The 21,323-nt window shown below is 53.8% G+C and carries 30 protein-coding genes; 25 read left to right on the top strand and 5 right to left on the bottom strand.

Translation table 11 applies throughout. The features are described 5' to 3' along the window. Window positions 1–59 precede the first annotated feature (59 nt). Window positions 60–1,229 carry an alginate export family protein gene (locus ACFO3I_RS04785; RefSeq protein ID WP_377332187.1) on the top strand — a complete coding sequence of 390 codons (1,170 nt, stop codon included), beginning with the start codon at window positions 60–62 and terminating at the stop codon, window positions 1,227–1,229. An 85-nt stretch (window positions 1,230–1,314) separates the two neighbouring features. Here ACFO3I_RS04785 and ACFO3I_RS04790 read toward each other — a convergent pair whose 3' ends face one another. Beyond that, a complete protein-coding gene (locus ACFO3I_RS04790) occupies window positions 1,315–3,012 on the bottom strand; it encodes a bifunctional protein-serine/threonine kinase/phosphatase (RefSeq protein WP_377332188.1) in 1,698 nt (565 codons plus the stop codon). Next, the gene (locus ACFO3I_RS04795; protein ID WP_377332190.1) at window positions 3,009–3,863 is read right to left on the bottom strand and encodes a formate/nitrite transporter family protein; all 855 of its coding nucleotides are present in this window, start codon (window positions 3,861–3,863) and stop codon (window positions 3,009–3,011) included. The genes ACFO3I_RS04790 and ACFO3I_RS04795 overlap by 4 nt, the downstream gene beginning before the upstream one ends. A gap of 395 nt (window positions 3,864–4,258) precedes the next feature. Here ACFO3I_RS04795 and ACFO3I_RS04800 point away from each other — a divergent pair, with 395 nt between their 5' ends. Continuing rightward, the gene (locus ACFO3I_RS04800; RefSeq protein WP_377332192.1) at window positions 4,259–5,518 is read left to right on the top strand and encodes a nitrate- and nitrite sensing domain-containing protein; all 1,260 of its coding nucleotides are present in this window, start codon (window positions 4,259–4,261) and stop codon (window positions 5,516–5,518) included. 177 nt (window positions 5,519–5,695) lie between these two features. On the opposite strand, the gene ACFO3I_RS04805 is transcribed toward ACFO3I_RS04800, so the two are convergent. Continuing rightward, complete coding sequence (locus tag ACFO3I_RS04805; RefSeq protein WP_377332194.1) at window positions 5,696–6,004, bottom strand: hypothetical protein; 309 nt, start codon at window positions 6,002–6,004, stop codon at window positions 5,696–5,698. Window positions 6,005–6,285: 281 nt separating this feature from the next. Between ACFO3I_RS04805 and ACFO3I_RS04810 the strand changes: the two genes are divergently transcribed. The 16 genes from ACFO3I_RS04810 (at window position 6,286) to ACFO3I_RS04885 (ending at window position 13,452) form a co-directional block, all read left to right on the top strand. Further along, window positions 6,286–6,594 (top strand): hypothetical protein, encoded by a 309-nt coding sequence (locus ACFO3I_RS04810; protein WP_377332196.1) that lies wholly within the window; start codon window positions 6,286–6,288, stop codon window positions 6,592–6,594. Beyond that, window positions 6,591–7,001, top strand: a complete 411-nt coding sequence (locus tag ACFO3I_RS04815; RefSeq protein ID WP_377332198.1) for a hypothetical protein — start codon at window positions 6,591–6,593, stop codon at window positions 6,999–7,001. Before ACFO3I_RS04810 ends, ACFO3I_RS04815 begins: the two co-directional genes overlap by 4 nt. After that, window positions 6,998–7,240, top strand: a complete 243-nt coding sequence (locus ACFO3I_RS04820; RefSeq protein WP_377332200.1) for a hypothetical protein — start codon at window positions 6,998–7,000, stop codon at window positions 7,238–7,240. Before ACFO3I_RS04815 ends, ACFO3I_RS04820 begins: the two co-directional genes overlap by 4 nt. Further along, a complete protein-coding gene (locus ACFO3I_RS04825; protein WP_377332201.1) occupies window positions 7,237–7,503 on the top strand; it encodes a hypothetical protein in 267 nt (88 codons plus the stop codon). Before ACFO3I_RS04820 ends, ACFO3I_RS04825 begins: the two co-directional genes overlap by 4 nt. 91 nt (window positions 7,504–7,594) lie before the next feature. After that, complete coding sequence (locus ACFO3I_RS04830) at window positions 7,595–7,813, top strand: hypothetical protein (protein ID WP_377332203.1); 219 nt, start codon at window positions 7,595–7,597, stop codon at window positions 7,811–7,813. Then, window positions 7,810–8,622, top strand: a complete 813-nt coding sequence (locus ACFO3I_RS04835) for a Dam family site-specific DNA-(adenine-N6)-methyltransferase (RefSeq protein WP_377332204.1) — start codon at window positions 7,810–7,812, stop codon at window positions 8,620–8,622. Before ACFO3I_RS04830 ends, ACFO3I_RS04835 begins: the two co-directional genes overlap by 4 nt. Beyond that, window positions 8,619–8,948 carry a hypothetical protein gene (locus ACFO3I_RS04840; RefSeq protein ID WP_377332205.1) on the top strand — a complete coding sequence of 110 codons (330 nt, stop codon included), beginning with the start codon at window positions 8,619–8,621 and terminating at the stop codon, window positions 8,946–8,948. The genes ACFO3I_RS04835 and ACFO3I_RS04840 overlap by 4 nt, the downstream gene beginning before the upstream one ends. Before the next feature lie 14 nt (window positions 8,949–8,962). Beyond that, a complete protein-coding gene (locus ACFO3I_RS04845) occupies window positions 8,963–9,214 on the top strand; it encodes a hypothetical protein (protein WP_377332206.1) in 252 nt (83 codons plus the stop codon). Next, window positions 9,211–9,420 (top strand): hypothetical protein, encoded by a 210-nt coding sequence (locus ACFO3I_RS04850; protein ID WP_377332207.1) that lies wholly within the window; start codon window positions 9,211–9,213, stop codon window positions 9,418–9,420. The genes ACFO3I_RS04845 and ACFO3I_RS04850 overlap by 4 nt, the downstream gene beginning before the upstream one ends. Before the next feature lie 2 nt (window positions 9,421–9,422). Next, window positions 9,423–11,429 (top strand): replication endonuclease, encoded by a 2,007-nt coding sequence (locus ACFO3I_RS04855; protein WP_377332209.1) that lies wholly within the window; start codon window positions 9,423–9,425, stop codon window positions 11,427–11,429. Next, entirely contained in the window at window positions 11,426–11,701 is a 276-nt protein-coding gene (locus ACFO3I_RS04860) for a PapB/FocB family fimbrial expression transcriptional regulator (protein WP_377332211.1), read from the top strand. Before ACFO3I_RS04855 ends, ACFO3I_RS04860 begins: the two co-directional genes overlap by 4 nt. Window positions 11,702–11,738: 37 nt before the next feature. After that, window positions 11,739–11,987: an ogr/Delta-like zinc finger family protein gene (locus ACFO3I_RS04865; RefSeq protein ID WP_377332212.1), complete on the top strand. Its 249-nt coding sequence runs from the start codon at window positions 11,739–11,741 to the stop codon at window positions 11,985–11,987. A gap of 298 nt (window positions 11,988–12,285) precedes the next feature. Next, on the top strand, window positions 12,286–12,522 hold the full coding sequence (locus ACFO3I_RS04870; protein ID WP_377332214.1) for a hypothetical protein: 237 nt from the start codon (window positions 12,286–12,288) through the stop codon (window positions 12,520–12,522). A gap of 66 nt (window positions 12,523–12,588) precedes the next feature. After that, complete coding sequence (locus ACFO3I_RS04875; RefSeq protein WP_377332215.1) at window positions 12,589–12,858, top strand: BrnT family toxin; 270 nt, start codon at window positions 12,589–12,591, stop codon at window positions 12,856–12,858. Beyond that, window positions 12,842–13,126: a BrnA antitoxin family protein gene (locus tag ACFO3I_RS04880; protein WP_377332216.1), complete on the top strand. Its 285-nt coding sequence runs from the start codon at window positions 12,842–12,844 to the stop codon at window positions 13,124–13,126. Before ACFO3I_RS04875 ends, ACFO3I_RS04880 begins: the two co-directional genes overlap by 17 nt. 29 nt (window positions 13,127–13,155) lie before the next feature. After that, a complete protein-coding gene (locus ACFO3I_RS04885; RefSeq protein WP_377332217.1) occupies window positions 13,156–13,452 on the top strand; it encodes a type II toxin-antitoxin system HicB family antitoxin in 297 nt (98 codons plus the stop codon). A 63-nt stretch (window positions 13,453–13,515) separates the two neighbouring features. On the opposite strand, the gene ACFO3I_RS04890 is transcribed toward ACFO3I_RS04885, so the two are convergent. Further along, window positions 13,516–14,550, bottom strand: coding sequence for a phage portal protein (locus tag ACFO3I_RS04890; protein ID WP_377332219.1), 1,035 nt, complete (start codon window positions 14,548–14,550; stop codon window positions 13,516–13,518). Then, the gene (locus ACFO3I_RS04895) at window positions 14,532–16,331 is read right to left on the bottom strand and encodes a terminase large subunit domain-containing protein (protein ID WP_377332221.1); all 1,800 of its coding nucleotides are present in this window, start codon (window positions 16,329–16,331) and stop codon (window positions 14,532–14,534) included. Before ACFO3I_RS04895 ends, ACFO3I_RS04890 begins: the two co-directional genes overlap by 19 nt. 195 nt (window positions 16,332–16,526) lie before the next feature. On the opposite strand from ACFO3I_RS04895, the gene ACFO3I_RS04900 reads away from it, so the two are divergent. The 7 genes from ACFO3I_RS04900 (at window position 16,527) to ACFO3I_RS04930 (ending at window position 21,321) form a co-directional block, all read left to right on the top strand. Continuing rightward, the gene (locus ACFO3I_RS04900) at window positions 16,527–17,459 is read left to right on the top strand and encodes a GPO family capsid scaffolding protein (protein ID WP_377332223.1); all 933 of its coding nucleotides are present in this window, start codon (window positions 16,527–16,529) and stop codon (window positions 17,457–17,459) included. A gap of 52 nt (window positions 17,460–17,511) precedes the next feature. After that, window positions 17,512–18,540 (top strand): phage major capsid protein, P2 family, encoded by a 1,029-nt coding sequence (locus ACFO3I_RS04905; protein ID WP_377332225.1) that lies wholly within the window; start codon window positions 17,512–17,514, stop codon window positions 18,538–18,540. Window positions 18,541–18,605: 65 nt separating this feature from the next. Continuing rightward, complete coding sequence (locus ACFO3I_RS04910; RefSeq protein WP_377332227.1) at window positions 18,606–18,923, top strand: hypothetical protein; 318 nt, start codon at window positions 18,606–18,608, stop codon at window positions 18,921–18,923. Between the two features lie 53 nt (window positions 18,924–18,976). After that, window positions 18,977–19,588: a phage terminase small subunit gene (gene gpM, locus ACFO3I_RS04915; protein ID WP_377332518.1), complete on the top strand. Its 612-nt coding sequence runs from the start codon at window positions 18,977–18,979 to the stop codon at window positions 19,586–19,588. A 106-nt stretch (window positions 19,589–19,694) separates the two neighbouring features. Continuing rightward, complete coding sequence (locus tag ACFO3I_RS04920) at window positions 19,695–20,156, top strand: head completion/stabilization protein (protein ID WP_377332229.1); 462 nt, start codon at window positions 19,695–19,697, stop codon at window positions 20,154–20,156. Further along, window positions 20,153–20,641, top strand: a complete 489-nt coding sequence (locus ACFO3I_RS04925; RefSeq protein WP_377332231.1) for a phage tail protein — start codon at window positions 20,153–20,155, stop codon at window positions 20,639–20,641. Before ACFO3I_RS04920 ends, ACFO3I_RS04925 begins: the two co-directional genes overlap by 4 nt. After that, complete coding sequence (locus ACFO3I_RS04930; RefSeq protein ID WP_377332232.1) at window positions 20,638–21,321, top strand: phage virion morphogenesis family protein; 684 nt, start codon at window positions 20,638–20,640, stop codon at window positions 21,319–21,321. The genes ACFO3I_RS04925 and ACFO3I_RS04930 overlap by 4 nt, the downstream gene beginning before the upstream one ends. Window positions 21,322–21,323: the final 2 nt, after the last annotated feature.

Below are 21,323 nucleotides of genomic sequence, written 5' to 3' on the forward strand. Positions count from 1 at the left end.
GATAGGGCCTGCTATTGCCAAAAAAACTGATAACCCCTCAACAGAAAGGAAATTTAACCATGATGCGCTACCCAATGGCCTGTGGCCTGCTACTGACGTTGCCTCCAGTCCAGGCAGAACTGGCCGCCCCAACCGTCAACTATCAGTTCCGTTACCGGCTTGAAAGCGTCGAGCAACACGCGATGACTGAGGACGCACTGGCCAACACCTTATTGTCCAGACTCAGTCTGAATCAAAGTTTCAGCCCGGCATGGTCTGCGGTGACAGAAGCGGATTACGTCACTGCATTGGGTCACTCCGGCTACAACGACAGCGTCAATGGTAAAAACAGCTACCCTCTGATTGCAGATCCTGACGGAGCCGACCTGAACCAGCTCTATGTACAGTATCAGCAAAACGGCCACAAAGTTATATTGGGCCGCCAGCGGATCAACCAGGCGAATGAGCGGTTTGTTGGTGGTTCGGCCTGGCGGCAGAATGAACAAACCTTTGACGCGCTACGCTACCAATGGCAGCTCACTAGCCATTTCAGTCTGGATTACAGCTACATAGGTAAAATCAACCGGGTATTTGGCAGCAAACACCCGCAAGGTGACTGGTCAGCAAATGCCCAGATCCTGCGCGCTGATTACCAGCCACTGGCCAATCATAAGTTCGGTGTTCAGCTGCTTGCACTGGATATACCCGATGCAGCCAGCCAGTCGACGCAGACGGTGCTGATTGATTACAGCTTTAACCACCCATGGTCCGAGCAGGTGCGTCTGCAATTGAACGCCAGCTATGCCAGTCAACAGGACACTGGCGACAATCCGTTAAACTACAGCGCGGACTACCGGGCCCTGGAAGCGTCACTTTTCTACCAGGACTGGATGATTGCGCTGGGTCAGGAACAGCTCGGCAGCGATCATGGCGTGGGTTTCAGCACTCCGTTGGCCACCTTGCATAAATTTCAGGGGTTTGCTGACAAGTTTCTGGCGACACCAGCGCTTGGTGTTCAAGACAGCTACGCCAGGCTTGGTTTTAAATGGCAGCAGCTAGACCTTCAGGCGCATTACCATCAGTTCAAAGCGGCAGAACAGGGCCAGCACTACGGCAATGAACTGGATCTGCAACTGGCCTATAGCCTGAACCCACAGCATCAACTGCTGGTTAAATACGCCGATTACCAGGCTAAAGCGCTGTTTACGGACACGCGTAAGGTTTGGTTGCAGTGGCTGGCGAAGTTTTGATGATATGCAAACACCGAAAGAGGGCTGTCTTTCGGTTTTTGTAACAGGGTTTTGTCGCCGGGCCCTGGCTGCGTTTGTAATGGGTTTACTGGATTAACAAGGCCAGGATCAGCAGCAGCTGGAATACACAAAGTGCCTGCCAGAACGCCAGTGGATGCTGCTGAATTAAACTCACCGGCGCCATAAACTCCGGGTTCGGCTGACGCAGATCATAGAGAAATTCGGACAATAACTGATAACGACTGGCCGGGGATGGCTGCACTGCTTTTTGCAGCGTCTGATCAAGCCACAGCGGCAATTCAGGCCGGTACAGCCGGGCAGACTGATACGACAGGCGGGATTGAGCTTTAGCTGTGGTACAACGCGCCATTGCGGTCCCATAAGGAAATTGGCCCGTCAGTAAGTGGTAGGTTAACACGGCTAACGAGTAGAGATCAGAGCCTTCGTTACCAGCCTCGCCCTGCATATACTCCGGAGCCCGGTACAGAGCCGTGCCTGGTACCTCGCAAGCTGTAGCCATGGTGTTGTCCAGTCCAGCCAGCTTTGCCGAGCCGTAATCAATCACCACCACCAGTCCCTGATGGTCAATCATCACATTTTCGGGGCGCAGATCCTGATGCAGGATTTCACTGCGGTGCAGACTTTGTAATGCGCGGCCCACTTGCTCAATCAGTTGACGGACCTGTTCAAGTGGCGCTTTGGGGTGGTCCTGCAGCCATTGGCGTAAACTCTGGCCCTCAATAAATTCAAACAGGCTGTAAAGCGCGGTGCGGCTATGACCACTGGGGGCCGCTTTCAGTAAATGCCGGCTTTGCACCCGTCGTGCTATCCATTCTTCCCGTAACAAACGCTCCAGTTGCTCAGGTTGTTCGCTATGCTCGGTTGATGGCGCTTTCAGCAAATAGCTGCGGCCATCCTGCTTGCAATACACCTGGTACACAAAGCTGCGAGAATTTTGCTGCACTACCTGCGTCACCTCGAAGCCATCCAGCTCATCACCGACCGCAAGTGCAGGAGGCAAGGGCAGGTGGTCATTCGGCTGATAAGGTTTACTGGCGCGGCGGTCTACTGCGTCCACGACCACCAGTTGCAGGCTAATGTTGTCTGTCGCTCCGTTATCCAGTGCGAGCTGAGCCAACTGGTGGGCAGACTCTGTCGGATCCAGCTGGGAGTCCGTTAAAGCACGAAGCAAATCGGCTGGGGTTAATGCATCAAAGAGTCCATCTGTGGCCAGCAATAACAGGTCGCCAGGTTGCAGCGTTAAGCTGTTTTGCTCCGGCTCGAGGCGCTGATCCAGGCCCAAAGCCTGACTCAGATAACTTGCCTGACCTTGCCATACCCGGTGGTCTCGGGTCAGCTGCTCCAACTGTCGGCCCCGCAACAGGTACATCCGGCTGTCACCAATGTGTAACCAATAGGCTTGGTCTCGCCTGAGCACCAGGCTGGTAAAGGTACAGAGGTAACCTTTTTCAGGTTCCAGGCTATAACCGGATTGCCGGTTCTGAGACACCAGCCATTGATGGCAGGCCTGCACTACTTGCCGGCAGCTATGCGGCACGGACCAAGCATCATTGGTACAGTAATAGTCTTGCAAAAAACTTTGAATGGCGGTCTCGCTGGCCACCTGGCTCACCCGGCTGCTGCTGACACCATCAGCCACAGCCAGCGCAATGCCTTTGGTCGCCAGCACGGTGCCCTGAGGCAATACTGCGCCATAACTGTCCTGATTCACCGCCTTACAGCCAGCAGTACTGTACTGGCCAAGGCGGATACTCAACGTCATTTCGCGTTAACCAGACCAGAGCCGGTAGGTGCGGTGTGGCTGGACAACTGGCGTTTGGGCGCTGTTTTGTAATGCGTGCTGTATAAAGTCAAGCCGGTAAATGCCAGGCCACCCACCAGGTTACCCAAAGCCGTCGGAATTTCATTCCAGAGCAAATAATCCATCACTGAAAAATCGCCGCCCATCATCATGCCAAATGGGAATAAAAACATATTGACGACAGAGTGCTCAAAACCCATAAAAAAGAACAGCATGACTGGCATCCACATGGCAATCACCTTGCCGCTGACATGGGTGGATACCATAGCGCCAACCACGCCCATAGACACCATCCAGTTACATAACATGCCACGCAGAAAAATGGTCATCCAGCCAGCTACACCATGTTCGGCATAACCTAAAGTACGTGCTTCACCCACACCGGCCAGCTTCTCGCCAACGGGCCCGGCTTCGGTATGAAACCCCATCGTAAGCACAAAGGCCATCATGGATGCGACTGTCAGCGCTCCGGCAAAATTACCGCAGAACACCAGACCCCAGTTTCTGAGTACACCTTGCACTGTCACTCCAGGACGGCGGTCCAGTAAGGCGAGGGGAGTTAACACAAAAACCCCTGTCAGCAAATCAAAGCCCATCAGGTACAACATAATAAAACCAACAGGAAAGAGTACTGAACCCAATAAGAAGGAGCCGGTTTGCACGGCAACTGTCACAGCAAACACGGCTGCCAGGGCTAGAATAGCGCCGGCCATATAAGCACGGATCAAGGTATCCCGTGTCGACATATAGATTTTACTTTCTCCGGAGTCGACCATTTTGGTGACAAACTCGGTTGGTATTAAGTACGCCATGTTCTGTTCCTCTTTGTTGCATCTCGGGTTGTCTGGCAATCAGGCAAAAAAAAACGTCCGGACTTGCCGTTGCCAGCAAATCTCGGACGCCTTTGTCCTGTAGCCAATTCTGTAGTGACCTCTGAATAGTCAGAGAACGGGCAGCAAAAATAAGGCCACAATAAATAAGCCACTGTTTTATTTATGTATTAACCAATTGCACACCCAATAACTGGATCTGTATTCACTGGGTTTGAGCCAGTTCTGTGCAGAATTGCACCAGAATTGACCGCTGCAATGCATTCAACAAACGCTTATTCGACGTTTACTCAATAATAATGCGGCCTGCTTGCCAGCTGAAAAAACTGGAACGGCCATTGCTTCGCGTCCAATAAGGGCATTTAGGGCAGGGCCGCATGATTAATTCGGACACTTTTCAGTTTTTGCTGGCTGCAAAACAGGCGGAAATAAAGGTTTTGCAACAGCTCGGTGCCAATTGCGAGCTGGTGAGTCTGGTCAGTGAACTGGTGCATCAGCTACAACGCGAACGGGGGATGAGTAATCTGTATCTGGCTTCAGGTTCAGCATTGTTCGGCAAGGAGCGGCAAGCCCAGTTGGTCGCTGTCACGCTGCAGGAGCAGAGCCTCAGGCAAAGGCTACAGCAACATTACCTGCATAAATCCGATGCCCGCAATAGCAGCAGGTTGCTTAGTTCAGTTTCGATGGCACTACTGGCGATGGATGATTTGGCAGCGCTTCGCGAGCAAATCAGCCTGCAAAAAATAAGTACTTTGGCTTCCACCCAAGCGTTCAGCCGCTTAATCCACAGCTGGCAGACTGTGGTATCTGAAGCGGCAGATATTGCCAGCGATGCTGAGATTTGCCGATTATTGGTGGTTCTGCAGCATTTAATGCGGTTAAAAGAACTGGCCGGACAAGAACGAGCCTGGGGCAGCATTGGCTTTGCCAAAGGCGATTTCAGCGCAGATTTACGGGAACGGCTAAGTGAGCTGGACACAGCGCAGCGCCAGACCACCGAGCAACTGCTGCAGTCAGCCACCGCTGAATTAGCACAGCAGTGGCACGCTCAGGAAGGCAGCCAAGGCAGTAAAGACCTGACGCAGCTGCGTTTAATGCTGCAACAATTTACCGACCAGAATTGCACTGTGCCGGCAATTGCAGATATTTGGTATCAACTGGCCACCGAACGTATGGACCAAATGCAGCTGTTGCAAAACGAAATTACCGGGCAATTACAGCGGCAGGCAGCAAGCAAACTTATCGAAGCAAAACAGCAGCTTGACCAGTATCAGCACAAATTAAACCTGCCAACACAGCATGACAAAACGCTGATCCACAGTGTGTTGTTTGACCCGGCAATGCCAGGCTTGTATGGCGATGCATCCATTGAACAGCACAGGCTAGAGCCAGCCGGCTTTTCATTCTTATATCAGCTACTCAACGAGCAAGCGTCCCATATCAACAGAATTCAGGCTGAGCTTGCCCAGGTGAAAACCAAAGCAGAAGAACACCGCGTCCAACAACGCGCAAAGATGTGGTTGATGCAGCACCAGAACATCACAGAACCCGCCGCACACAAATTACTGCAACAGCAAGCGATGAGCCAAAACTGCACAATGACAGATATCGCCAGGCAATTGCTGCAAACAAACTAATACGCAGTAGGGCTGGTATTTGGGTGTTGCCGATAAAACTGCAGCATCTAATTTAACATAATGGAAATTAGTTTAACGGTGATTCACTGGGAAAGCGCGTAAATACAGGGCATTAGCGGAAGTGGGGCGGTGACCGTTGAACAGTTTGATCCGGTGCAGGCCGCCCAAAAAAGCACCTTAAGCCACCATCTGAGACAGCACTTTCGTGTCCATCTGGCCGCTTTTTCTAACCTCTTCCCAAAAAATTACCATTGTTTCATTGCCGCGTTTTGATTCGCGCTCGATATGGGCGTCAGCCAGCACCGCTAAAGGGTTTTGGTCGAGTAGGTAGGCGATTTTTATGGCGAGGTCATCATCCATTACGCGGTCAGTTTTCCTGTATTGACTAATCCTAGCTGTGCTTTCACCAAGTTTTTTAGTCAGCTGGTAATCCGTAGCCAATAAATACGCGGCTTTCACCGCATCAAGATAATCAACGGTTTTCATTTTTCGTTCCCCCAAGAACAAATGTCACTGTGAATTCTAGGCTCATAGCTAACAGCCAGCAACTAACCAACAGCTGTTTAATTTTAAACGGCTGTTGGCTAACATCTGTTCGCGCTCCAGTTCTGCCGCCTGGCGTTCCCCCAAGAACAAAACCAAGCCCAAACTTCTGCGCAAATTCCCTACGGGCGGCCAGTTGGTTCCTAAGTTTCCGGCTGGCTTAGCCCGACCTACTGTAGGGGTAGGGCTGGGAGGTCAAACAACCTGAAATTTAGGAGCGTCCTATGACAGCGCCCATGTATGGATATACAGTACTTTCCGAAAATGAACCCAATCTGAAGGCTTCAATCCAGAACGCCTTAAACGCTTTGAATGAATTGGCCACCCAGGCCAGCAACAACCCAGAGGCGTTGTTAAGTATTCAAAACGCCATTACCAGCATTAAGGGCTGCGCCCTGCACAATGCAATAAGCCCCGAACAAGCCCAGCGCAACGCCACACACCTGGACCGAATTAAAGCCAAGTTTCGCAAACCTGCGCCTGTTGCAGTTACACCACGTTTGCCTAACCGTCTGATGGGGTTGCCGTTATGAGCCTGTCTGCATTTGAAAACAGCCTGAGCGCTGTACTGAAAGAATTGGCCGCCATGCCAAAACCAACCACCAAAAGCGTGTATTACCACTGCCTGCACGGCTTTGTACGTGGCTTTGTGTTTGCCCAAGCCTGGCACATGGGAAAAACCGATTGGTGGGATAACCAGCTAGAAAATTCAGATTTAACACGGCATGCCAGCCAAGCCGCTGCCGTGTACGTGGCCGAAATGGGCGTAGGGCAAGAGGCCGCCGACCATTTTATTGAAGGGTACACCACTGGCTATATGGAGGCTGTGGATTATGACGGCCCGTCGTCTGACATGGCCGGATTTATGACCTATGCGAAGAGTTTTAGCCAGGGTTACCAAGCCTACTGCACCCGTATGGGCCAGGGCGGTGCCGCATGAGAGCCATTCGCACCGTACAACCCACAGCCCAAACCATGTTATTTGTGCAGCGCCTGCTGCTGGCTGGCGTAGAAATGCTGCCGCCAGCGGCCAGGGCGCAGCAACTGCAAGCCGCCACAGTGCCAATGAAAGCCGCTTTTTTGGTGCGCCCGACCCATAAAGCGGTGTTCAGCCGCATTAGCGCCGAACGCATCAGCCACCTGCAACGCCTGATAGCAGGCCGGAGGTTACCCGCATGAGCAAACCCAGACACAATACACTGCAAGGCGGCGAAGTTTTTGGCCGGCTGACCGTTATTTCATACAGCCACACAACCAAGCGGCGTGATGGCACGGCGGGTGAGCGGGTAATGAACTGCCGTTGCAGCTGTGGCAACACCAAAAAAGTGCGGTCCAGCAACCTGCGCTGGGGCAATACCACCAGCTGCGGCTGTTTTCAGTCAGAACAGATCATTAAAAACAACCGCCAGCGCGAACGGAAAGTGCAGGGGGTGGCAGCATGACCGCCATCGAAAAGGTGAGGGAGTACAACGCCAAACTGGCAACAGTCATGTTGCAGCGGGCGCAGCAGTACCAGACAGGGGAGCTGACATTATGATTGGCTCTTTTAACGTGGAATGCCCAGGCTGCGGCGTGTTGCTGACCGAAGACAACGCTGGCGGTTACCGCTGCTACTGCGCCACCTGTGTGGATGCAATACCACAAATGCCACAAGCCCACGCTGGCACCGGGTTTCAGCTGGTCGGCCAGTACCCGCATTTTTCATGGCAGCCGGTTATTGAGCTGCCAGCAGCTAAGCGGGGGCAGGCATGAACAAACCATTCTTAAAATGGGCAGGCGGTAAGGCCAAACTGGCCGAGCGCATCAGCGCCACACTGCCAAAAGCCCGCGTATTGGTGGAGCCATTTGTAGGTGCCGGGTCGGTGTTTTTAAACACGGATTATGAACACTACATACTGAGTGACATTAATCCAGACCTGATCAACACCTTCACCCAGTTGCAACAGCAGCCAATGGCCTTTGTAAAAGACGCCTCAGCGCTGTTTGTTGCAGCTAACAACACGGATGCCGCGTTTCGGCAGTTAAAGCAGCGGTTTAACACCACCGCCGACCTGTACGAAAAAGCCATGCTGTTTGTGTACTTAAACCGCCACTGCTTTAACGGCCTGTGCCGTTACAACAAAAGCGGCCAATTCAACGTGGCCTTTGGCAAGTACAAAGCCCCGTATTTTCCAACCGCAGAACTGCTGTGTTTTGCCGACAAGCTAAGCCGTGCCGAGCTGCACTGCCGTGGCTTTGAAAAGGCATTCAGCAACCTGCCCAGTGACAGCGTTGTGTATTGCGATCCGCCTTATGTGCCAGTCAGTTCCACCGCCAACTTTACCGCCTATTCAGAGGAAGGCTTTGGCCTGGTAGAGCAGCGTTATCTGGCGCATTTGGCCCACAAATGCAAAGTGCCGGTGGTTATTAGCAACCACGACACCGGCTTAACCCGCGCTTTGTACCAAGGGGCTGAATTCCAGTCGTTTGAAGTGCAGCGCAGCATTTCGCAAGACACAGAGAACCGGGGCAAAGCCCTGGAATTACTCGCAGCGTTTCAGCCACAGGAGCAGGCAGCATGAGTTTCATTAATTACCGCGTAGCAGCAGGCCATGCCGTGGCCGTGCTGAAAAACCAGTTAGCCGCAATCATCGTCATTGCCCCCGTAGGCTATGCCGGCGGCGTAGTGCATGAGCGCATTGGCACCGTACAGCTGGGCCGCATCGACCCAGAGGCAGAAAGCGCTGCATTTCAGTTCCAGTGGCAAGACGAAGACGGCACCGCCGAAACCGTTGTAAACACCGACGAAGAAATAACCATGTGCCTGCGCCAAGACCAGCGCCACCTGCTGGAACAGTTCGCACCGCCAGTACAAACCACGTTTAAGCATGGGGGTAAAGCAGCATGATTACAGGCAGCACCATGACAGCCCAAGAGGCTGTAAACCTTCACACCGTGGCCGCCTTAGTGGGCCGTCAGTGCGTAGTGGTTGGGCAGGTATTAGGCAACGGTGAAGCCAAGCTGATATTTGGCGAAATTGTGGATCCAGAAGACTGCGTAATAGACGAACAGCAGGGGGAACTGCTTTGCGTGGAGTACCACGAGAACGACGACTGGCACTTAGAACTGCTACAGCCACAAGCCCCGTTGGTTTTGTTGGAGGTGGCACAATGAAACGAGCCGCCTTTTTCGCCGTCTGCCTGGTTGCAGGCGTTGCCGGTGCCGCCGCCAGTTCGGTGGTAGCACCAAACCACCACACTACCAGCGCAGAGTACTGCGCAGAAGAACTGGTATCACGCCGCGTAATTGACGGCCGCCTGCAAGAGCAGCGCAGCTGCAAAAGCTGGGTCGGCTGGCCTATAGAGCTGAGCGGCCAATAACCATGCACTTGAACCATTCCTTACAGCGTGATCAGGAACGCTTTGTTACCAACATGCTTCGGGGGTTGCCTCATTCGTTTACGGCGCCCCTGTTGCCGTTGGCCAATGCGGCCAGAAACGAACCAACCGTTGAAAACAACAAAGCCTTTCGCAAGGCAGCCACCAAAAAGCGGCAGCAGTACAGCCGCAAAATGGCCTACCTGCAAGGCTGGAAAATACCGGCCAAAGTGATCAACACCAAAGAGCGCACCCGCGAACTGGCCCAGCAACTGGCCAGCCAGTGTTATTCGGATATGTGCGAAGTGGCCGAAGAGTTCGAAAACGAAGATTTCGACGTGTCGCTGGTGGCCACCTATGACAGGGTGCGCGAACTCAGCCTGCTGCGTATGCCGCACATTCAGCCACCGCTGGCCGATTATCAGGTGCCAGAAACCATGGAATGCGCCTTGCTGCGCCTGAAGTGCGAAAAGTGGTGGACTCGCAAGCTGCTAAAGCTGCGCAAGCAGCACCTGGAAACGCTGGAAATACTGGTGGGAAAAGTAGGGCGGGAAACCAGCCCATACGCCAGCAGCAAAGCAGTTTCTGAGTTTGTCCGCGACAAAGAAGCCCAGCGCCGCTGGGCGGAATCGTTGTTGCTGATTAACGAAGCAGGCGACGAACTGGCACTGATTAACGCCATTGAAGCGTCCGTAGCCAACCCAGAAAACGCCAGGGCGGAACTGATGAAACGCATTCGCGGCATTGAGGAACACGCCGACGAACTGGGCTTTGTGCCGGTATTTTTAACCCTGACCGCGCCGTCACGGATGCACCCCAGCAGCCCGAAGTGGGACGGCAGCACACCACGCGACACCCAAAACTATTTGGTAGACGTATGGGCAAAGGCCCGCAGCACGTTAAACCGCTGCGGCTTTCATTATTTTGGTGTTCGGGTAGCAGAACCGCATAAAGACGGCGCGCCGCATTGGCACATGCTGCTGTTTACGCACCCGGCCGACATTCGCACCATGTGCCGGATCATCCGCCGATACTTTTGCCGTGAAGATTTAGACGAGCTAATGCTGCGGTTTAAAAACCGCAAAGCGCTGCGCAAAAAATGGCGCAAGGCGCGGCAGCGCTGGGGATTAGCCAAACACAACGGCTACAAAGTGGCCGAGCCACGCAAGTTCTACATGCCATTTCAGCCGCGCTTTGACGCGGAATTTATCGACCCAAGCCGCGGCAGCGCCGCTGCCTACATTGCCAAGTACATCAGTAAAAACATTAACGGCCACGAAGTGGCGGATCTTATCGACAAGGAAACCGGAAAAACACTGGGCCAGGGCGTGTGCAACGTGAAAACATGGTCCAGCGTGTGGTGCATTCGGCAGTTTCAGTTTCAGGGCTGCGACCCTATCACCGCCTACCGCGAAATCCGCCGGGTGCGCGAAGCCTTTGCCGACGAACACATGCACGAGGTTGAAAAGCTGCGGGCAGCGGCCGACAGCAACAACTTTATTGATTTTATCCGCGCCATGAAAACCATCAGAACGGATCTGCAGTATGAGTACACACCATATGGCAACGCCTACGGCGAAGCCACCAAGCGGGTGAAGGGGTTAGCGGTTTGCGGGATCACGGTTTGCACCCGGCCTCACAAGTGGGTCATGCGCCGAAAGGCGCAAAAAGTCGGCGCAGCCGACAAGTCTTGGACTTGTGGCATTAACTGTACGCCCCCAGCTTTCGGGCCATCCCACGGTCAAAACGGCCCGAATACCGGAAAAAATGGGGCAGCTACAGGTTTGCCGCACCCAACGCCGCCAGCCAAAGCCGATTTACACGGCATTGACGCCGAGGCCATGGCCCTTTTGAACCGTGGCTATACGGTGGTAATTAGCGGCCAGCGCTGGAAACTACGCCACGGCAGCCTGGAACAACTACCAGACCCGCCGCACCCAAGCGGCCGGGTCAATTACATTGTCAAAATGCGCGGCGGCAGCGCGTCGGGTAAACCCAGGGCGGCCCCATGAATTACCTGACGCAAGGCGGTGAAACCGCAGAACGGCTAAACCTGCTGCTGGCCCTCACCAAAATTACCAGCGACGACGTAAAAACCGCGCTGGCCGACTACCTGGTGACAGGGTTGTCAGACGCCACAGCCGCAAACCTGAACGGCCTGAGCCATTCCAACCTGAAGCGGGCGCTGGCCAAGCTGCAAGCCGTGGCCGCCACGGTGGAAAAAATAAAAGAGCTGGACTGGCGGCATTTAAAAAACGCCGGAAAAAATCAGTTAACTGAGTAGTTTTAACTGTTCAACTGGAAAAAATGAGGTCGTCGCCATGCGAATACTGTGTACCGTGTGCCATAAAAAAGCCGTCATCGGCAAAACAGACCGGATCACCGTAGGCGTGGCAAACCTGTATTGCAGCTGCACTGATCCTGAGTGTGGCCACACCTTTGTGGTGAATGTGTCATTTAGCCACACGCTGAGCCCGTCGGCCAAAAGCGCCACCGAAGTGGTGGCGGCTTTAGCCAGGGCATTATCGCCAACGCAGCGGGCGCAGTTGCAGCGCGAGCTCAATTTTTAGGCCACCCCTGACAACTCCATTAAAGGAAAATTGACATCACCACACCGCCCGGTCTATGCTCGTGTTGCTGGCCACATTGCCAGCCAGGCTGGACACCTGAAAAGACGAGAGAGCATAAACCGCGCTCAGCGGTTTTTTTGTTACTGCTATCTATTGCCCATTTTTAGACGGGCTAGATAGGGGCACCGCAAGGTGCGCCAGTTTGCTCTCGTGTACTGGTTGTCCAACCCTGTCTAGTCCGTCGCCTCAGCTTGGACACTGTCGCGGCGGGTATTCAACCCAAAGTGAGAGCTAAACCATGAACAATTCAACTATTGCCGAAGCCTTATTGCTCGACCCAAGCAGCGCCACACCACAACAGGCGGGCAGCGCCTTAGAACAAAGCCTTACCGCCATTGATATGCTGGGCACCTTACTGCAAGGCCGCGCCGAACCACTCACACCAGAACAGCTGGAAGTGGTAGGACAACTCATAAAAGAAACCGCCATGCTGGGCCTGTGCGCCTATATGCGACAGGGAAAAATATCTGTTTGAGCGCTTGCACAATAGGGTTGTTGTAACTACAATAACCCTATTGAAATAAACCAGCAGGAAGCAAAAGTGAAAGTAACCTACGACGAAGCAAAGAACGCCAAAAACATCAATGAGCGCCAGTTATCCTTTGCCAACGCCGTAGACTTTGAATTTTCAACCGCACTGATCAGTAAAGACGACCGTAAAAACTACGGTGAGGACCGTTATTCAGCGCTGGGCCTGTTGCATGGCCGTGTTCATGCACTGGTATTCACATTCACAGCTGATGGCATCCGAGTGATCAGCTTTCGCAAAGCGAACAAAAGAGAGGTGCAAAAGTATGGCAACAGCAAATAGACCACTGACCACCGAAGATGGTGAGTTACGTGAAGACCTGACCGACAAAGAATTAGACCAGTTCCGGCCAGCCGCCGAAGTGCTGCCAGCCCATTTGTTTGAACAGCTGAAACAACTGAATAAGGGCGGCCGCCCAGTGTCGGAAAACCCGAAAGTGTCTACCACTATCCGGTTTGATGCCGATGTAGTGAACGCCTTTAAGGCCACAGGCAAAGGCTGGCAAACCCGCATGAACAACGCCCTGAAAGAATGGCTGGCAACGCACTAAAGCTACGGCTTAATTAAATTAGGTGACTTATGTATTTTTCAGTGGGTATTGAGACACCAAACGACGACACAGAGGCCTATAGCCTGGTGGTGCCAGCGCTGTGCATAGGGTCGTACCGCTGCTACAGTGCCGCCGATACTGAAAACGACATTGCAGCCATGGCAACCGAAGCTATTCAGTTAATGCTGGAAACCATGAAGGAAGACGGATTTCCAGTGGCTGAGTTAAGGGATTCAGGCAAGCTAACTTACAGGCAGCTCGCCGATTACCAAGACTGTGACAACTGGCTGTTGTTGCATGTGGATGTTTCAGCGTTTATGAATTAAAACAAAGGCCGGAAATCCGGCCTTTTGCTTATGCGTTAAGCTGGCAGCTCCACGCATAACGCATTACTGAGGCTTCGCCTCACCCGTCGTTAAATCAAACACCAGTTTCAGGTGCTTTGACACCTCAGCGTCACGCGCCACTGCGTCCACCATAATGTTAATCAGCGGGCGGGTTTCGCTTTTAAAATACACCGTGTCGTATTTGGTCGGGTCGCCAAGGCCAGCGGTGTTCACCGGGATCATGCCGCCCAAACCAGCAGGGAACCGGTGGGCGTTAAAGACGTCCTGGGCGCTGACCGACTTCACGCTGGCAAACTCGTCTTTGCTTTCAAAGTTACCAACCGGAATAATTTGAATGCCTTTTTCTTTGCCGTTGGGAATATTCACAAACAGCGACCGGAAGTTGCCCACGCCTTTGCTGTCCTGAATTTTTTGTTTCAGTTCAGCCTCTGTTGTCGGGTCCAGATTCGGGTCGGTGGCGTACATGATAAAACCCATGTGGGCGCCATTAATGTAGTACTTGCGCCGGAACAGCGTAGCGTCTTCACTCAGCATGGCCGACTGCAGGCCGCCCAGGTAATCAGGGCAACCGTACACCTGCTGCACCGGGTCGTAAATTTGCAGCCAGATAATGTCCTTGGGCTTGTAGCGGCGGATCTGGTTGTCGCGCTCCAGCACCGCACAGCCACCGTCAGCGGTAACGCGGCACCGATACGCAGGCAGCGGGAACAGCCGCAGCACCTGGCCAAAGCCGTTGCGTATTTTCAACAGTGGCACGTCACCAAACTGGATCAGGTTCAAAAAGGCCGCGCCCACTTCTTGCGCACTCATGCCGCCCGACTGGTAACGGGCCGCCGCCATATTGGCGCGGCTTTGCAAAATACCACCGTGCTGGGCGTTTTTGCGCGGCAGGTTGGCCAGCAGCTGCCGGTCAATAGGTGGTTCCCAGTACTCGTGGTACTCGTTGAAATACAACGAGTCGTAATCGGTCAGCCAGGTTTTGGGCATCACGGCTTCAGGCAGGCTGAATACAACAGTGCTGGCAGTGGCTTTAGTGCCGGCTGTTTCTTCGGTGGTGGTTAGTGCTGGATGGCCCATGATGATTTTCTCTGGTGTTGATGGGTTAAAGGTTCGTTGATCACGGCGTGAGCCGTGGCAAAAAATACGTCGGCATGGCCGGTAGTTTGGTCGCGGCTGGCTTTAAAGGTCATGGCACCGCCGCTGTCGGTCATGGTGCGGCGAATCGCCAGGCAGCTCATGGCAATGTCTTTGTGGCTGGCGTCCCACTCAATGCGGCCGCCCTCGATCACCTCCACCATTTTTAACACCAGCCTGGTTTTACTGCCCACGCTGTAATGAATGGCGGTCGCCTCGCGGGGGTAAAGCGTGGTCAGGGAGTCGAACACCCCAGCGCCAATGCCGGTGGTGTCCACGCCAATGTAGGTAACGCGATACTTTGCATAAATTTTCTGAATTTCGGCCACATGGTGGCTAAAGTTCAGGCCGCGCCAGTAGTGTTTCTCCAGAATACGGAATTTCTCGCCGCTGTTGGCGGGCGGTGCCACCACCACCAGCGTGGCGTTGTCGCGGGTACGGCTGGGGTCGTAGCCCAGCCACACCTCGCGGTTACCAAAGGGCCGGGGCGCTGCTGGTTTGTGGTCCTGCCAGTGGGCAGAATCCACCATGCAGCGCTCCAGGTCGGTGAATTTGAATATGCTGAGCGCATCATCCACAAATACGCACATAAACAGGTTGGCAAAATCGTCGGCGTTGTATTCGTCGCGCAGCTCGTCCAGGTCGAACAGTTCACAGCCGCCTGCTATGGCGTCTTCAATGGTCACCACAAAGCGCCATTGCTTATCCGGGCATAAACGGCCGCCGTCGCGCAGTGCGTCAAAACTGGGGAACTCTATGTTTTCCCGCTCTGGTTTGCCCTGGCGCCAGTGGTCGCCGGTCCAGAACGAATACGCCGGGTGTGCCTTGGTGCTGGGGGTTGAAAAGTAGGTTTTCCGCCATTTTTTGTGGGTAGCCATGGCACTGGCCAGCTTGTTCAGCTCGTCAAACTTACCTATCCAGAAATACTCGTCAATGTACACATGGCCGTGGTAACTCTGCGCCGTTTTGCTGTTGGTACTTAAAAACCTCAGTTCAGCGTCACCATGCGCGGTGTGCAGCACAATTGGGTTGCCGGACAGCTCAATTTCAAAAAACTGCTGAGCAATGGCAATAATGTAGCTGCGGAATACTTCGGCCTGGCTGCGGCTGGCGGAAAGGAATATCTGCGGGTCGCCGGTCAGTGTGGCCTGTTCAAAGGCTTCACCGGCAAAATAATAGGTGGCACCAATTTGGCGGCTTTTGAGTATGTCGCGTATGCGTTGGTGCAAATTCGCGTGCATGGTTTTCTGGTAGCCAAACAGCGTGTCGTGCCACACGGCAAAATCTTCTGCGGTCAAGTGGCTAACATCGTTTTTCTTTTTCCGGCCTTTGCGTGGCTTGCCGTCTTTATCGTCTGCTGCATGGCCAGCGGCGGAACGTTTGCCGGCGGGCTGGGTATCGCCGCCACCAGCGGCCGCAATGGCTTCGCGGTGCATGGCTTCAATGCGCTGTTTTTTCAGCTGAACGTGCTTGCCGATCAGCATGTCAAGTTCTTTAATCTGGTTCTGGGATTTGTCCGGTATGTCGGTTAACAGCACAATGCGCCGGGCAATGGCTTCGTCTATTTCTTCTTCCCGCAGCAGGTCACGCCAGCCGTATTTGTCGGCCCAGTGGTAAATAATACGGGCGTTGGGCAGGGCCAGGTCGTCGCGGATCTCGTCTGGGGTCCAGCGTTTTAAATACAGACGTTTTGCCGCTTCTCGAAGCTCTGGGGAGTAGGCCATAAATACAGAAAATTGCCGGAAGGTTGATTACACTGGCCCCAGTGTATGGCCTGCACAAATGGCATAAACAAAGATATTTTCCAAACTATTCCGAATATCAAAAAATCGGAACTCACCAGAAATTCACGCCGTGATAACCCGTTGCCATGGGCTTAAGCTGTTCGCAAATCGGCAGTTTTAAGACAGAGCGGGTACATGCCAAAGCAAACAGGTTGGGTCATTGTGGCCACAGAAGGCGCCACCATCGACAAGCGCATTATTTCAAAGCAGTGGATCCAGGATATGGCCGACACCTATTCGGCATCTGAATACACGGCGCTGATCTGGCCTGAGCATTTCCGCAGCACCTGGGGGCCGTTTGAAGGCAAAAACTGGGGCACGGTAGACGAACTAAAAGCCGCCGTGGTAGATGGCGCGTTACGGCTGTTCGCCAAACTCACCGGCAACGATTACCTGCTGGCTGCCAACAAAGACGGCCAAAAGCTGTTTATGTCCATTGAGCCAGACCCAGACTACAAAGGCACAGGCAAAGCCTATTTAACTGGCCTGGCTGTCACCGATTCACCAGCATCCACTGGCACCACACGGCTGAAGTTCAGCGTGGGTGAGCGTAGCCATGACGTTGAAGTCAGCCAACTGGAAGCGCTGTTAAGCACCGATTTCATCAAAGAAGAAACCACCGAAGGACAAGCCAAGGAAAACGGCCTGTTTGCCGCTCTGCAGAACCTTTTAAACAAATTCAAAACGCCAGAACCGGCAACCGACAAACCCGAGGTAAACCCCATGGATAAAGAACAGTTCGCGGCCCTGATGGGCAAAATTGACGGCATTGACAAAAAAGTCGGTGAGCTGGAAGGCAAAGTAAATGAATTCAGCAAAAAGCCTGAAGCCGTCGCCAGTACAGGTGCCGACACAGGCGCAGATACTGGCAAAGAAAAGCCAGCCGACAAGCCAGAAGAAAAACAGGCCGCCATTACCGCTGAGCAGTTCAGCCAGCTGACGCAATCCATCACCAGCCTGACTGCCAAAGTGGATGGCATGGACACGCAGTTTAAAAAGCTGGCCGGTGAAACCGCAGGCCAGGAACCGGACAAGGCAGGCCAGGGCCAAGCCTACGCCGTCGTTTAATCGCTGCCAGTCAGCTTAAACCACCGTCAAAAATTAGCAGCGAGAACAACACATGAACCTGACGAAATTAGCCACAGCATGTATTAAGGCGTACAGCGCACAACTGGCAAAAGCCTATGAAGTAGAAAACACCAGTGAACAGTTTGCTGTCACAGGCCCGATGGAAACCCGCCTGAAAGCCGCCTTGCTGGATTCATCCGAGTTTTTACGCATGATCACCACGCTGGACGTGGACCAAATTAAAGGCCAGGTGGTCAGCGTCGGGAATACCGGCATTGCCACAGGCCGTAAAGCCGGTGCCCGTTTTACCAGCGGCCAGGGCGTGGACGGTAACCAATACGAGTTACGCGAAACCGATTCCTGTGCCTATGTAGACTGGGGCACGCTGGCCGTATGGGCCAATGCGGGCACCGAACAGCAGTTTATGAAGCTTATGAGCGAAAACGCGACGCAGCGTTTTGCCCTGGACATTCTGCGCGTTGGTTTTAACGGCACCTCAGCCGCTGCCAACACCGACCCAGACGCCAACCCGTTAGGTCAGGACGTGAATATCGGCTGGCACCAGTTGGTCACCACCAACGCGCCGGATCAGATCATGACCGACGACATTTACTTTAACCCGGACGCTACTGGCGAGCTGGCCGACGGTGAATACAAAACGCTGGATGCCATTGTGACTGAGCTGCGCTTAACGCTTATTCCAGAGCAGCTGCGCAACGACCCGCGCTTAGTGGTGCTGGTGGGTAGCGACCTGGTAGCCGCAGCACAAATCAAGCTGATGAACCAAGCCGACAAACCCACAGAGCGCGTGGCAGCCTCGCAAATGGATAAATCCATTGGCGGCCTGCGGGCGTATACGCCGCCGTTTTTCCCAGGTAAACGCCTGGTGGTAACACTGCTGTCAAACCTGCACTGCTACACGCAAAAAGGCACCCGTTCGCGCAAATCAGAAAACGTGGAAGACCGCAAACGCTGGGAAGACAAATACTGGCGTTATGAAGGCTACGCAGTGGAAGACTACGAAGCCTATGCAGCGGTGGACGAATCGGCCATGAACATTGGTCCGGCTCCAGCGCCATAACCAAAAAAGATTGAACGCCGGGTGTGAAAGCACCCGGTAAGCCAGAGCAAAAAGAAGGAATGCCCATGGGTGCCATTGCCAACTTTAAAAAACGCCGTGACGCTGAGCGCCGCGAAAAGGCGCAGCCACAGCAACCCGCTGAACAGGCCAGCACTGAACTGCAGCAAGCCGCTGCTGAGGTGGAAGGCGCAGCCGATCAGGTGAATGATGCAGCTGGTCAAGTGGCAGGTGCAGCGGACGAACTGGCTGACACAGCGCAGGCTATTGGTGATGCCACGGCCGAGCTGAAGGAAGCCACTGCAGAGTTAAAAAAGCCGTCGGCGGGGCAAAAATCCTCGCCTGGCGCGAAAGCAGGCAAGCAGAACGTCAACTCGAAAAAGTAAGGCAGACCGGCAGCGCTGAGTATGCACCCAGCCTGCACCTGCAACTGATTGAGCTGGACAACGATTTAAAGCGCCTGAAAGACCTGGACAGGCGCAGCGACAAAATAGCCCACAAACGGGACGTGTTACTGCCCAAGTGGTTGCCGATAGTGGACGACTACCTGAAGGCTGCCAGCCAGCCAAAAGGCAGGCTGAACGACCACCCGATTTTCGCCTGGTGCGTAGTGTGGCTGTTTGATGTGGGCGAACTGGGAAAAGGCATTGATATGGCCTTTAAAGCCATAGAGCTGGGCCAGCCAATGGCTGGGGCCATTAAGCGTAAATGGCCAGGCTTTGTGGCAGACACCGTGTTTGATTGGGCTGAACAGCAGGCCGAACTGGGCCACAGCGTAGAGCCGTATTTCAGCAGGGTGTTTAACCAAGTAAAGGCACAGTGGAAGCTGCCAGAACCGGTTAGCAGCAAGTTTTACAAATTCGCCGGGCTGCAGCTGATTCGCAGCGCGACCGGTGAAGTAACACCAAGCCATGTGGGTGACGTAGAGCGGCTAAAAGAAGCCGATCGGCTGCTGGAAAAGGCTGCCGAGCTTTACCAACACGCACAGGTAAAAACAGTCCGAGCCAAAATTGCCATGCGTTTAAGGGCGATAGAGGCGGGGACAGGTTAAAGGCTCCAACCCTCCAGTGCGCTAACCGAGCGGCTAACAGGCGACTGTTAAAACCGCAGTGACGTTAACCGCACTGAACCTATTAACGAGTGAGTGAGGCAGTGCAATGAGCGGTTTTGGTTTTGAGTCACCAGCACAGGCAAGCGTTGTTATCGACGCCGCCAGCGGCTGGCCAGAACTGTCTACCGGCGAATTTCGCCAGCACCGCCGCATTCCTGAATTTTTTGAAGAGGCGGTAATTGCCGACTCACTCAACCGCAGCGTAGCGGAAATACAGCTGCAGATTACCGAGTTTTTGAAACTGGCAAGCGCTGACAAGGACGTCACTTTTACCCTGGGTGCAAACCTCGCTCCTGAATTCAGTGAGCAGCAAATCAGTATTTACCGGGGCGCGGTGTATGCCCGTTCCCATGCCGATTTGCTGGGGTATTTTTCTGCCGTGGACCAAAAGGAAGCCGGCAACAACAAAGCGCAGGACAGCGCACAGCAGGACGCCATTTTAGCCCAATCTAACCGCGCAATCCGTCTGCAGTTAGGCCAAGGCCGTGCCGGAGTGCATACCCTATGAGCCAGACCAAAACCCAGCTGCAGCAAGTCACCGAATTTTTACTGGCAGGCTTAACCCCTTTTGTGAAAGCCAACCAAATTGACGCCTGGCAAGAGAACGGCCAACTGATCATCAGCTCTGAAGATTTAGGCGACGGCGGCTATCGCATTGCTAAGTGGAAACACAACGCGGTGATTGCCTTTGAGAAGTTCCCACACAAAAAAGTGAATCCGTACAACCTGCTGGCCATGCTGGCAGCGTTTTTACACGACAGCGGATGGCCGCGTGACCAATTCGGCCTGAGCGATCCCACGCTGGATATTGACCCGAACAGCGCAGACAGCGTGTTGGTGTTGGTTGAAATTGAACTGTTGGACGACGTGGATTTAATACCAGACGCCAGCGGCCCCGTGTTGTTTATGGGCAACCGCTACCGCGTGGCACTGGTGCCAGTGAACGTGGCCGAAACGGTGGACGTGCAGGTGCAAACAGGCGGTGACGCATGAGCGCCCCGCAACTGGTCATTACCCCGAACAAAGAGCAGGCACTCAGCCTGAAAATGCAACTGACGTTACTGGCCCTGCCAAAAAACAAACGGACCCGCATTTTCAAAACGCTGGGCCGCTATGAAAAACGCCTGGCCGTGCAGCGCATTCGCACCCAAACCGATGTGAGCGGTGCGCCATTTGCTGAACGTAAAAAGCCTAAGAAAGGCAAAAAAAACCGACTATTGCAGCGCATGGCTAAAACGCTGGAACCCTTTGTAAAAAACGGCGACAGGTTAGAACTGAAACACAAATCGCCTGCTGTAGGCCGCGTGGCGGCCCTGCATCAGGAAGGCGGCAACGAAACCATGACCGCCGGCCACATGGTGCGAATTCACCGTAAATCGACCAATTACGATGCGCCATGCAGCCGGGGCGCTGCCAAAGCGCTGGTGGCTGCCGGGTTTAAGGTGCGAAAAGCCAAAAGCAAGCGCTACCGCAAAGCCACAGTGAATGAAACCCAAGGCCTGATGAACCAAGACCAGGCCAGTTTGATCCTGCGCAAGCTGCGCGGTAAAGACCCAAAACAAAGCTGGGAAATTCCAGTACCGGCCCGCTCATTTTTGGGCGATTCGGCAGACAACGTGCAGCAGCAGCTGCTGAGCATTATTGAACAAATTAACAAAGGCAAAAGGGGCTGAAA

This window comes from Rheinheimera marina (assembly GCF_042654345.1).
Classification (GTDB): Bacteria; Pseudomonadota; Gammaproteobacteria; order Enterobacterales; family Alteromonadaceae; genus Pararheinheimera; species Pararheinheimera marina.

Coding starts and splice junctions, on each gene's coding strand:
- ACFO3I_RS04810 (WP_377332196.1), top strand. CDS start 6,286: ATGACAGCGCCCATGTATGGATATACAGTACTTTCCGAAAATGAACCC.
- ACFO3I_RS04850 (WP_377332207.1), top strand. CDS start 9,211: ATGAAACGAGCCGCCTTTTTCGCCGTCTGCCTGGTTGCAGGCGTTGCC.
- ACFO3I_RS04825 (WP_377332201.1), top strand. CDS start 7,237: ATGAGCAAACCCAGACACAATACACTGCAAGGCGGCGAAGTTTTTGGC.
- ACFO3I_RS04885 (WP_377332217.1), top strand. CDS start 13,156: ATGTATTTTTCAGTGGGTATTGAGACACCAAACGACGACACAGAGGCC.
- ACFO3I_RS04905 (WP_377332225.1), top strand. CDS start 17,512: ATGAACCTGACGAAATTAGCCACAGCATGTATTAAGGCGTACAGCGCA.
- ACFO3I_RS04830 (WP_377332203.1), top strand. CDS start 7,595: ATGATTGGCTCTTTTAACGTGGAATGCCCAGGCTGCGGCGTGTTGCTG.
- ACFO3I_RS04925 (WP_377332231.1), top strand. CDS start 20,153: ATGAGCCAGACCAAAACCCAGCTGCAGCAAGTCACCGAATTTTTACTG.
- ACFO3I_RS04815 (WP_377332198.1), top strand. CDS start 6,591: ATGAGCCTGTCTGCATTTGAAAACAGCCTGAGCGCTGTACTGAAAGAA.
- ACFO3I_RS04820 (WP_377332200.1), top strand. CDS start 6,998: ATGAGAGCCATTCGCACCGTACAACCCACAGCCCAAACCATGTTATTT.
- ACFO3I_RS04900 (WP_377332223.1), top strand. CDS start 16,527: ATGCCAAAGCAAACAGGTTGGGTCATTGTGGCCACAGAAGGCGCCACC.
- ACFO3I_RS04860 (WP_377332211.1), top strand. CDS start 11,426: ATGAATTACCTGACGCAAGGCGGTGAAACCGCAGAACGGCTAAACCTG.
- ACFO3I_RS04920 (WP_377332229.1), top strand. CDS start 19,695: ATGAGCGGTTTTGGTTTTGAGTCACCAGCACAGGCAAGCGTTGTTATC.
- ACFO3I_RS04840 (WP_377332205.1), top strand. CDS start 8,619: ATGAGTTTCATTAATTACCGCGTAGCAGCAGGCCATGCCGTGGCCGTG.
- ACFO3I_RS04895 (WP_377332221.1), bottom strand. CDS start 16,331: ATGGCCTACTCCCCAGAGCTTCGAGAAGCGGCAAAACGTCTGTATTTA.
- ACFO3I_RS04855 (WP_377332209.1), top strand. CDS start 9,423: ATGCACTTGAACCATTCCTTACAGCGTGATCAGGAACGCTTTGTTACC.
- ACFO3I_RS04800 (WP_377332192.1), top strand. CDS start 4,259: ATGATTAATTCGGACACTTTTCAGTTTTTGCTGGCTGCAAAACAGGCG.
- ACFO3I_RS04805 (WP_377332194.1), bottom strand. CDS start 6,004: ATGAAAACCGTTGATTATCTTGATGCGGTGAAAGCCGCGTATTTATTG.
- ACFO3I_RS04865 (WP_377332212.1), top strand. CDS start 11,739: ATGCGAATACTGTGTACCGTGTGCCATAAAAAAGCCGTCATCGGCAAA.
- ACFO3I_RS04795 (WP_377332190.1), bottom strand. CDS start 3,863: ATGGCGTACTTAATACCAACCGAGTTTGTCACCAAAATGGTCGACTCC.
- ACFO3I_RS04880 (WP_377332216.1), top strand. CDS start 12,842: ATGGCAACAGCAAATAGACCACTGACCACCGAAGATGGTGAGTTACGT.
- ACFO3I_RS04890 (WP_377332219.1), bottom strand. CDS start 14,550: ATGGGCCATCCAGCACTAACCACCACCGAAGAAACAGCCGGCACTAAA.
- ACFO3I_RS04910 (WP_377332227.1), top strand. CDS start 18,606: ATGGGTGCCATTGCCAACTTTAAAAAACGCCGTGACGCTGAGCGCCGC.
- ACFO3I_RS04870 (WP_377332214.1), top strand. CDS start 12,286: ATGAACAATTCAACTATTGCCGAAGCCTTATTGCTCGACCCAAGCAGC.
- ACFO3I_RS04790 (WP_377332188.1), bottom strand. CDS start 3,012: ATGACGTTGAGTATCCGCCTTGGCCAGTACAGTACTGCTGGCTGTAAG.
- ACFO3I_RS04845 (WP_377332206.1), top strand. CDS start 8,963: ATGACAGCCCAAGAGGCTGTAAACCTTCACACCGTGGCCGCCTTAGTG.
- ACFO3I_RS04785 (WP_377332187.1), top strand. CDS start 60: ATGATGCGCTACCCAATGGCCTGTGGCCTGCTACTGACGTTGCCTCCA.
- ACFO3I_RS04835 (WP_377332204.1), top strand. CDS start 7,810: ATGAACAAACCATTCTTAAAATGGGCAGGCGGTAAGGCCAAACTGGCC.
- ACFO3I_RS04930 (WP_377332232.1), top strand. CDS start 20,638: ATGAGCGCCCCGCAACTGGTCATTACCCCGAACAAAGAGCAGGCACTC.